The following is a 9,487-nucleotide window of genomic DNA, read 5'->3' on the forward strand; positions in this document are numbered from 1 at the left end:
GCGCGGGCGGGGGCGGGGTGGGTAGCGTCACGCCGAGTGCGGTTCGGTGGGCGGCCGGTACGGGCGAGGCGGGGTGGTCGGTGATGACGGACGGCGAGTGGTGGCGCAAGAGCGGGCCGTGGAGCGAGCGTTCGGGCGGCGGCGCGGGCGACGCCCCGGGTGCCGGCTCGGGTGAGGCCGTTTCCGGCGGCGCTCCGGAGGCCCCGTCCGCGCCCGTTGCCGGTCCCGGCCTCACTCCCGACCCCGACAGCGTGTACGACCCGCCGGCGCCGAGTGCGGCCGGTATCCCGTCCGTGCCGCTGGACCTGCCGGACGTGGCCGCCACCGAGGAGCGGTCGGACGCGATCCCGCCGCCGACGGTGTCGAGCACCGGCCCGTGGACGATGACGCTCTTCGACTTCTCGGACGGGCTGCAGCCCGCGCCGAAGCCGATCCCCGAGCAGCGCACCGCCGAGGAGGTCGTGCCGGCGGCCGGGCCCGCGGCGGAGGCGGCGAAGCCCGCGGACCCGAAGAAGAAGCCGCGCTGGGGCCGGCTCAAGCCGGTCCCTGCCGCGCCCGCTGCGCCTGCCGCGCCGCCCGAGGCCCCGGCGGGGAAGGACGGGGGCAAGACCAAGGCCAAGGGCAAGGAGGCGGAGAAGGGCGCGCCCGCCCGCAAGCCCTCCCCGCTGATCCTGCTCTCCTGTGGCCTGCTGGTCGGCGGCGCGGTCTCCGGCTTCTTCCCGGCCATGCTGGCGGGCTGGGGTCTCGGCTACCTGTCCCGTCAGATCTCCGACCTGATGCGCAAGTTCGTGATCCTCGGCATCCCGCTGATCACGATGAGCGCGACCACCCTCTACGCCATGCAGCAGGCCAAGCAGGCCGGCGGGCAGGGCGGCGGCCTCCAGTCGGGCTCGCCGCTGGGGCAGATCAGCTGGTCGGCCGCCCCGAACGTGCTGCGGCTGTCCGCCGTGCTGTCGGCGGTGGTCCTGCTGTTGCTCGCCATGCGCCGCCCGCCGCAGCAGGACTGAGCCGGGGCCGTGCCGGCGGCCCTTCCCGTGAGGGCTGTTCGCGGCGCGGCGGCCGGAGCGGTCCACGACGGTGCGCGTGCCGCGTGGCGGCCGTGTCAGTCGTCGGCGAGGTGGACGAGGCGGCGGAAGGTCTCCGGGTCGCCGAGGTGGCCGACGATCCACTCGGCGACGGTGGCGCGGGTGGCGGTGCCGGCGCGGGGAAGCGGCCGGTCGTACGAGACCCGGGGGCCCGCGGGCGGTGGTCCGTCCTTGAGCATCGGCACCCGGACGACCGTCCAGGCGGTGTCGGAGCCGGCGAGCGCCGCCTCCATCCGGGCCAGGTCGTGGTGGATCTCCCGGTACAGCCGGTCGACCACCAGCCTGGTCACCACCCGCTGGGCGAAGGGGAGTCGACCGGTGTCCAGGCCGGCCGAGCTCATCGTCACCAGGTGCTGACCGCCGCCGGCCCGCACGGCGGCGGTCAGTTCCCGGGCGCCGTCGGAGAAGACGGTGGTGGCCCGGCGACCGGTGGTGCCGAGGGTGGCGACGACGGCGTCCTGGCCGTTCAGCGGGCCGTGCAGGGAGCCGGGCCGGCTGACGTCGGCCCGGGCGGTGAGCGGGGTGCCGTATGCGAAGTGCGGTAGCCGGGCGGGGTCGCGGGCGACGGCGGTGACGGTGTGTCCGGCCGCCAGTGCGAGGTCGACCACCAGACGGCCGGTGCGTCCGGTGGCGCCCACGACTGCGATCCTCATCGGTTCCTCCTCGGTAGTGCCGGGACTGGGCGGTGCTTGTCATTCATTCAGACGGGCTGTATGAATGAAATCAAGTGAACCACAACGCACCGCGAGAGCAAGCCCAAAGGAGCGATGGGACATGGGAGTTCGGCAGGCTCGGTACCCCGACCTGGACGGCCGGGTGGTCGTGATCGCCGGCGGCAGCCGGGGCATCGGCGCGGAGACCGCCCGCGCCTTCGGCCGACAGGGCGCGGCCGTCGCCGTCCTCGGCCGCGACGAGGCGGCGCTGACGGAGGTGGCCGGGCAGGTGCGGGCGGAGGGTGCCCGGGCGCTCGGGCTGGTCGCCGACTGCACGGACGCGGCGGCGCTCGGCTCCGCCGCCGCCCGGATCGAGCGGGACCTCGGCCCGGTCGACGTCCTGGCCGCCTTCGCCGGCGGCGACGGCTACCCGGTGCCGACCGTCCGCGAGACCGAGGAGCACTGGCGGGCCGTGCTGGACGGCAACCTCACCGCCACCTTCCTCACCGTCCAGGCCTTCCTGCCCGGCCTGCTGGCCCGCGGCAGCGGTTCGATCGTCACCATGGCCTCCACGGCGGGCCGGCTGCCCAGCGGTGCGTCCGCCGCGTACGCCACGGCCAAGGCGGGCGTGTTGATGTTCACCCGGCACCTCGCCCAGGAGGTCGCCGGTGAGGGCGTCCGGGTCAACGCCATCGCGCCGGGCGCCGTCCGCACCGAGCGGACCGCCGCGCAGATGCCGCCCGAGGTGCAGGCCGAGGTCGCCGCCGCGCACCCGTTGGGCCGCCTCGGCGAGCCGGGGGACGTCGCCTCGGCCGCGCTCTTCCTGGCCTCCGGCACGTCCTCCTGGATCACCGGGCAGACCCTGGACGTCAGCGGCGGGCGGATCATGCTCTGAGCGGCGGGGCCGGCTGCCCCGTCGAACGCCCGGGGCCGGGCCGGGCGCGGTGAACCGATCGGCGATACTGCCAGTTCGCGCGGAACGAGTGGAGGCGAGCGGGATGAGCCCCCGGTCCTACCGGATGGGACAGCGGCAGGCAGAGGTCGACGAGACCCGCGCCCGGATCGTCGCGGCCGCCCGCGCGCACCTGGCCGAGACCGGCGGGGTCTCGCTGGACGCGGTCGCCCGCCGCGCGGACGTCGCCCGGGCGACCGTCTACTACCAGTTCGGCTCCAAGGCGGGCCTGCTGGAGGCGGTCTGCGACGCCCTCGCCGCACAGGGCGGCATGGCCCGGCTCGCCGAGGCCTTCACCCTGGCCGACCCCTGGGCGGCGGTGGACCGCTTCGTCGAGGTGATGGGCGGCTTCTGGGCGGTCGACCGGGTCTGCACCCGCCGTCTGCGGGCCCTCGCCGCGCTCGACGAGGAGGTCGGCCGGGTCATCGCCGACCGCGACGCCCGCCGCCGCGAGGGCGCGGCGGTCCTCTCCGGCCGCCTGCCCTCCGCCCCGCCGGACGCGGCGGGCCTGCTCTTCGTCCTCACCGCCTTCGAGACCTACGACGCGCTGGCGACGGAAGCGGGGGCGCCGGACGGCGGCGGCGATCTGACCGCCGCCACTTCGGCGGTCACCCGTCTGGTCCGCGCCGCCCTCGGCGGGCCGGCGGAGCGGCCGTAGCGGCGGAGTGACGGCCGCGGGCCTCGGCGACCGGGGGAGGGCGCCGGTACCGTCCCGGCCCGCCGCGGCCGCCCTTCGACCGGGCTGCCGTCACGGGTGCCGACGGGAACTCGGCCTGAACGAGCAGCCGTTCGCGCGGGCCGGACCGGTACGGGCTGTTGCCGCCGCCGACGGCCGCTCCGGTCAACCGGCCTGCTGCGCGGCCATGCCGAGGATGCCGGCGGTCACCGCCGCCGGGTCGTCGGTGGGCAGCGAGTGCCCGGCGCCGGGGACGATCTCGACCCGGGCGGCCGGCAGCAGCCGGTGCAGGCGCTCGGCGACGGCCCGGGCGTCGTGCAGGGCGCTGCGCTCGCCGAGGAGGAAGAGCGCGGGGGCGGTGAGCCGGCCGAGCTCCTCGTCGGTGAGGGTGGCGGCCGGGGGAAGCCGGCGGCGGAAGCCCGTCGAGGCGCGGACCAGTGCCATCAGCTCGGTCTCCAGGACGGCGCTGTTGCCGACCAGCCGGGCCAGCCGGGGGCGCAGCGGGCGCGGGGCCATGGCGGCGAGGCCGCCGAGGACGAGCCAGGTGTAGAAGCGGCGGTCCAGGTCGGCCAGGCCCGCCGTTTCGACCAGGGTGAGGGCGGTGGTCCGGCCGGGGTGGTGGATCTGGTGGTTGAGGGCGATCCAGCCGCCGTAGGAGCAGCCGACCAGGTGGGCGGCGGGCAGGTCGAGGGCGGTGAGCAGCTCCTCCAGCCAGTCGGCGGCGTCGCGGCCGTTCGCGATGGGGGCGCTCTGCACGCTGGCGCCCGGTTCGCCGACGGTGTCCACGGCGATCACGGGGTGCCGGGCGGCGAGGGCGTCGAGGTGGCGGTGCCACATCAGCGCGTTGCCGCCGGAGCCGGGCAGCAGCACGATCGGCCGACCCTGGGCGGGTTCGGTGCTGCCGGTGCGGTACACGCGGGTGGTGCCGTAGCCGGTGGGGACGTCGAGCGACGTCCACGGCTCCGGCCGGAGTTCGGTCAGCGCGCGCTCGTACGCGGCGCGGAAGCGGGCTTCGGCCTTGCCGTTCGTGAACTCGCTGATTCGCATGGTACATGTGTATCACATGCATGATACGGGTGTACCAAGCAAAGCGGGCCCGACCGTCGGGTCCAGCTACGGAGGCCGGAATGACCGCGAAGGTCGACCACGAGGAACGCCGGCGGCAGATCGCCGAGGCCCTGCTGCGCATCGCCGACACCCAGGGCCTGCAGTCCGCCAGCATGCGGGCGGTCGCGACGGAGGCCGGGGTCTCACTGCGGCTCGTGCAGTACTACTTCACGACCAAGGAGGGCCTGCTGCTGGACGCCCTGGCGAGGCTCGGCACCCAGCTCCAGGCCCGGATGGAGCGGTGGATCGGCCAGGCGCGGGCCCCCCGGGAGGTGGTGACGGCGATCCTGTCCTGCATCCTGCCGACGGACGCCGAGAGCCGCCGGATCACCAGGACGTACGCGGCGTACTACGCGCTGGTGCTCGGCGACCCCGAGGTGCTGGAGAAGCAGGCCGCACAGCCGCCGGTGGTGCTGGAGGGCTTCCTCGCCAAGCAGCTCCGCGCGGCGCAGCAGGCCGGGGGGATCGGGCCGGAGCGGGACGTCGAGGCGGTCGCGGCCGGGCTGCTGGCGATGGTCAACGGGCTCGGCTCCAGCGTCCTGGGCGGCCAGCGCACCGGCGAGCAGGCGCTCGCGGTCCTCGCGTACCACCTGGACGAGCTGTTCGGGCGGCCGGTGGTGGGCTGACGGCCCCGTACCGCCGGTCGCCGCAGCGGGTCGGCGCCCCGCGCGGCAAGGGGGCTAGCACCCGTACGGGACGGGTGCTTTCCCCGTTCTGCGGGCGGGCCGGCTGCACCAGACTCTGGGCATGCCCGCGCAGCCCGTGATGACGACCGAAGCGCCCGAAGCCCCCTCCCCCCGGCCGGGGAGCGGCGGCAGCGACTTCGCCCAGTTGACCCGCCGGATAGCCGCCGAGGGCCTGCTCGACCGGCGCCCCGGCTACTACGCCGTCCGTGCGGGCCTGGTGCTCGCCGCCTTCCTCGGCGGCTGGTACGCCCTGTTCGCGCTGGGCGACACCTGGTGGCAGCTGGGCCTGGCGGCGGCGATGTCCGTCGTCTTCGCCCAGATCGGCCTGCTCTCCCACGACCTGGCGCACCGTCAGGTCTTCGACCGGCGAATGCCGAGCGAGATCGGCGGTCGGATCGCCGCCAACCTGCTGATGGGCATGAGCTACGGCTGGTGGATGAACAAGCACACCCGCCACCACGCCAACCCGAACCACGAGGAGCGGGACCCGGACGTCGCCCCCGAACTCCTGGTGTGGTCCAAGCGGCAGGCCCGGCAGGCGAGCGGCCTCGCCCGGTTCATCGGCCGCCGGCAGGCGTACCTGTTCGTCCCGCTGCTCCTGCTGGAGGGCCTCAACCTCAGCTTCAACAGCTTCCGCGCGCTGCGCAGCCCCATGATGAAGCGCCCGGTGCTGGAGGGCGTGCTGCTGGTGGTCCACTTCGCGGCCTACCTCGGCCTGGTGTTCGCCGCGCTCCCGGCGGGCAAGGCGGTCGCCTTCCTCGCCGTGCACCAGGCGCTGATCGGTGTCTACCTGGGCTCCGTCTTCGCCCCGAACCACAAGGGCATGCTGATGGTGACGCCGGAGATGAAACTCGACTTCCTCCGCCGCCAGGTGCTCACCTCGCGCAACGTCCGCGGCGGACCGGTCATCGACTCGGTGATGGGCGGCCTCAACTACCAGGTGGAGCACCACCTGTTCCCCAGCATGCCGACCCCGGCGCTCGGGCGGGCCGCCCGGATCACCCGGGAGTTCTGCGCCGAGAAGGGCGTCCCGTACTGCGAGGCGGGCCTGTTCCGCTCCTACCGGGAGATCTTCGCCCACCTGCACCGGACGGGCGAGCCGATCCGCTCCGGCGGGTGACCGTCGCGCCCGGCAGGGTGGCGGAAAGGCCTGAACGCCGGTGTCCCGCACGGGAAGTCGGATCCGCCGGCTTCCCGTGCGGGGCGGCTTTCACCGGCACCGCCCGTCCGGTACCGCGTTCGCGCCCGTACGATGCCCGGACGGGGTGGGCGGAGACCGGGGGTGGGCGTGGTTCGGTTCTGGCTTCGATGGGTGCTGATCGCGGTCCTGGGGGTGGCGGTCGTGTTCGGCGGCTGGGCGGGGTGGCGGCACTACCGCACCACGGCCATTGCGGCCCCGCCGGACGTCCAGGGGCTGGCGCAGGCCCCGGAGACCACGCAGGCCCGCCGGGCGGCCGAGGAGCGGATGGCCGGCCGGATCGACCGGATGCCCGAACTGCTGCCGTGGGCCCAGGTGTTGGGGAGGTCGACGGTCGACGTGTGCCGGACCGACTACCGCGGCGACCTGTGGATCCGGGGCAAGTGGCTGCCGGTGGCCTGCGAGCGGACCGTGAACGTGTACCTGGCCTTCGACGGGAGCGACATCCGCTCCCGGCTCGCCGATCTGGACCGCTACCTGGCCGGCCAGGGCTGGCAGAGCTCGCAGCGGTGGGCGGGCCTGGTCGCGGCCGACCAGTACGCCCACCAGCCGCCCGCCGACCCGACCCCCGAGGAGGTGGCGGAGGCGGCGGCCAGGCCGATCGCCCCGTCCGTGGAGTTCGAGCTGTCGACGGGTGAGGCGGTGCGGACGGCGCTGGAAGTGAGTGTCACCCGGCCGCCGGGCCCCGAACTCCTGACCTCCGGCGAGGACTACTGGTACGAGAAGTACGGCAGTCGGCGCTACCGGAACGACGAGGGGCAGCGGTCCGAGTACCTGACCTGGCAGCCCGTGCGGCCGAGCGAGGTCACGGGGCCCGCCGAGGGCCGCTACGTGGCGGTCCTGGGCTTCACGACCAGGTACGTGCAGAAGCAGGGCGAGTAGGACCGCCGCCGGCCGGCTCCCGCCCTCAGGCCTTCTTCTCGATGCCGGCCAGCAGGCCGCGGGGGTCGAAGGTGACCCGGATCCGGGCGATCCTGCCGTTCTCGACGCGCATCCAGTTCGCCGTCGGCGCCGGCGGGGCGATGCTCGTGCACAGCTCGAACCAGGTGATCACCTCGTCGCCCTCGGCCACCCGGACCTTCACGTCGATCTTCTCCAGCACCCGCCCGAGCCCCTTCAGCCCGGCCAGCGCCTCCTCCACCCCCGAGGCCGTCCCCAGCGCCCCGACGAAGTCGACGTCGTCGGCCAGCAGTTCCCGGATGGTCTCGAACTCGCCCGCCTCCCAGGCGGCGAAGTAGGTCTCGGCAAGCTCACGCGCACTCTTCGTCGTCGTCATGCGTCCATCCTCCCGACCGCTCCGCCATCGGTCCAACAGATGGATCAGATGCCATTCATCTCTGTGAGTGATGGAAGAAGGGTGCGCCGCCGCGTGATCGGCGGGCCGCAGCCGTCCGTCCGGCGGGCCGACCGGCCCGCCGGACGGCGCGCCGGTCGAATATCGTCACCGGTCATGGAGATGCACCAGCTGCGCTACTTCGCCGCCGTGGTCGACGAGGGCACCTTCACCGCCGCCGCCGCCCGGCTGCACGTGAGCCAGTCCGGCATCAGCACCCAGGTGGCCAAGCTGGAGCGCGAACTGGGCCAGCAGCTGCTCGACCGGGCCGGCCGGCAGGTGCGTCTCACCCCGGCCGGCGAGGCGGTCCTGCCGCTGGCGAAGAACGCCCTGGCCACCCTCGACGCCATCCGGCACACCGCCGCCGAGTTCGCCGACGCCGTCCGCGGCAGGGTCCGGCTCGGCATGATCACGGGCTGCTCGATCCCGCCGTTCCTGGACACCGTCGCCGACCTCGGCCGCAGCCACCCCGGCATCGAACTCAGCCTGCACGAGGGGCACTCCGCGGACCTCCAGGCACAGGTGCTGGCCGGCTCCCTCGACCTGGCCCTGATCGGCTACGCGGGCGAGGTCTCCCCGGGCCTGGAGGCCACCGTCGCCGTCGACGAGCCGATCGCCGCCGTCGTGCCCGCCGGACACCCCCTCGACCGGGCGCAGCTCCGACTCGCCGACCTGTGGGGCGAGAAGATCCTCTGCCTGTCCCCGGGCACCGGGATCCGTGCCGCCTACCAGGACTCCTGCCGCCGGCTCGGCCTCGACCCGCGGGTGGACATCGAGGCCAGCTCCCCGGTCGCGCTGCTCCGGCTCGCCGAGCGCGGCGCAGGTGTGGCAGTCCTCAGCGCCTCCTCGGCCGCGGGCGCCGGGCTGCGGGCCGTCCCGCTGGCCGACGCCGCCGCGCACGCCCGGCTCGGCGTGGTCGCCCGCCGCGACCAACCGTCCCCGGCCGTACGGCTGTTGCGGGCCAGGCTCAGGGCGGCGCTCAGCTTCGAGTGACCGTCGGACGGTTCGTGCCGAGGCGTGAACGCCGCGTCGGGCGAACGGGCCCGGTGCCGGCGGCTCAGGCCTTCCAGTGCGGATCGCGCCCCGAGGCGGCCAGCGCGCGGTCCCACGCGGAGGCGTCCTGCGGCAGCGCCACCGACTCGGCGAAGCCCTCGTACTGCCGGTACAGCTCGGTGTACTCCGCCACGATCTCCCCGGCCAGCAGCGCGAGTTCCTCGTCGACCTCGATCCGCCCGCCGACCGTCCGGGCCACGTCCCAGCCGTGCAGCAGCAGCTCCAGGATCAGCATCCGGGCGATCCCGACCGCCGGCACCGGGGCGCCGCCGAGGTCGACGTCCCCCTCCCAGACCGCCGGGTCGGCCCAGGCCGCGACCGCTCGCTCCAGCTGGGCCGCGTACGCGGAGCGCCAGTCGGCCTCGGCGGCGAAGTCCCGCGAGCTCAGCTCCTCGGGCAGCTCGACCCGCCGGGCCCGGTGCTCCAGGCCGTGCGAGCTGTAGAGCACCCAGTGGTTGATCAGCGCACGGGTGTCGAACTCCGTGCAGGGCGTCGGCGCGTCCAGCGGCAGGCCGGCCGGAACGGAGGCGGCGACATCGGCCGCGGCGGAGGCGGCGCGGGCCAGGAACGGGTGCATCGGGTGGGCGTTCATGGTGTCGATTCTGGCCGGGGCGGGCCGGGCGGTCTTGAAGAAACGCGACGCCCAGGCCCTAGGGTCCGTCTTCAAACCCCCGCCTGCGGGCCGACGCCGGGGCACGCACCTCGCCGCGTTGTCGTCGGTCGCCGATGCTCCGCATGGACTCC

General features: G+C 74.7%; 11 protein-coding genes. 7 read left to right on the plus strand and 4 right to left on the minus strand.

Going from position 1 to position 9,487, the window contains the following annotated elements; genetic code table 11:
• Positions 1-83 precede the first annotated feature (83 nt).
• Complete coding sequence (locus AB0O11_RS36165) at positions 84-1,007, plus strand: hypothetical protein (RefSeq protein ID WP_363395816.1); 924 nt, start codon at positions 84-86, stop codon at positions 1,005-1,007.
• 95 nt (positions 1,008-1,102) lie between these two features.
• Here the strand turns inward: AB0O11_RS36165 and AB0O11_RS36170 are convergent, their stop codons facing one another.
• Entirely contained in the window at positions 1,103-1,738 is a 636-nt protein-coding gene (locus AB0O11_RS36170; RefSeq protein ID WP_363395819.1) for an NAD(P)-binding oxidoreductase, read from the minus strand.
• 121 nt (positions 1,739-1,859) lie between these two features.
• Here AB0O11_RS36170 and AB0O11_RS36175 point away from each other — a divergent pair, with 121 nt between their 5' ends.
• Complete coding sequence (locus AB0O11_RS36175) at positions 1,860-2,633, plus strand: SDR family NAD(P)-dependent oxidoreductase (RefSeq protein ID WP_363395822.1); 774 nt, start codon at positions 1,860-1,862, stop codon at positions 2,631-2,633.
• A gap of 103 nt (positions 2,634-2,736) precedes the next feature.
• Positions 2,737-3,348 (plus strand): helix-turn-helix domain-containing protein, encoded by a 612-nt coding sequence (locus AB0O11_RS36180; RefSeq protein ID WP_363395825.1) that lies wholly within the window; start codon positions 2,737-2,739, stop codon positions 3,346-3,348.
• A 183-nt stretch (positions 3,349-3,531) separates the two neighbouring features.
• On the opposite strand, the gene AB0O11_RS36185 is transcribed toward AB0O11_RS36180, so the two are convergent.
• A complete protein-coding gene (locus AB0O11_RS36185) occupies positions 3,532-4,413 on the minus strand; it encodes an alpha/beta hydrolase (RefSeq protein ID WP_363395828.1) in 882 nt (293 codons plus the stop codon).
• Positions 4,414-4,493: 80 nt separating this feature from the next.
• Between AB0O11_RS36185 and AB0O11_RS36190 the strand changes: the two genes are divergently transcribed.
• The 3 genes from AB0O11_RS36190 to AB0O11_RS36200 all read left to right on the plus strand — a co-directional run bounded on the left by AB0O11_RS36190 (position 4,494) and on the right by AB0O11_RS36200 (position 7,239).
• Positions 4,494-5,099, plus strand: a complete 606-nt coding sequence (locus AB0O11_RS36190; protein WP_363395831.1) for a TetR family transcriptional regulator C-terminal domain-containing protein — start codon at positions 4,494-4,496, stop codon at positions 5,097-5,099.
• A gap of 139 nt (positions 5,100-5,238) precedes the next feature.
• Positions 5,239-6,279, plus strand: coding sequence for an acyl-CoA desaturase (locus AB0O11_RS36195; protein WP_363395846.1), 1,041 nt, complete (start codon positions 5,239-5,241; stop codon positions 6,277-6,279).
• Positions 6,280-6,471: 192 nt separating this feature from the next.
• Complete coding sequence (locus AB0O11_RS36200; RefSeq protein WP_363395834.1) at positions 6,472-7,239, plus strand: hypothetical protein; 768 nt, start codon at positions 6,472-6,474, stop codon at positions 7,237-7,239.
• Between the two features lie 25 nt (positions 7,240-7,264).
• On the opposite strand, the gene AB0O11_RS36205 is transcribed toward AB0O11_RS36200, so the two are convergent.
• Complete coding sequence (locus tag AB0O11_RS36205; RefSeq protein ID WP_363395837.1) at positions 7,265-7,633, minus strand: nuclear transport factor 2 family protein; 369 nt, start codon at positions 7,631-7,633, stop codon at positions 7,265-7,267.
• A gap of 174 nt (positions 7,634-7,807) precedes the next feature.
• Here AB0O11_RS36205 and AB0O11_RS36210 point away from each other — a divergent pair, with 174 nt between their 5' ends.
• Positions 7,808-8,683, plus strand: coding sequence for a LysR substrate-binding domain-containing protein (locus tag AB0O11_RS36210; RefSeq protein WP_363395840.1), 876 nt, complete (start codon positions 7,808-7,810; stop codon positions 8,681-8,683).
• A 64-nt stretch (positions 8,684-8,747) separates the two neighbouring features.
• On the opposite strand, the gene AB0O11_RS36215 is transcribed toward AB0O11_RS36210, so the two are convergent.
• Complete coding sequence (locus AB0O11_RS36215) at positions 8,748-9,335, minus strand: TIGR03086 family metal-binding protein (RefSeq protein WP_363395843.1); 588 nt, start codon at positions 9,333-9,335, stop codon at positions 8,748-8,750.
• Between the last annotated feature and the right edge of the window lie 152 nt (positions 9,336-9,487).

This window comes from Kitasatospora sp. NPDC093102 (assembly GCF_040683915.1).
Lineage (GTDB): Bacteria > Actinomycetota > Actinomycetes > Streptomycetales > Streptomycetaceae > Kitasatospora.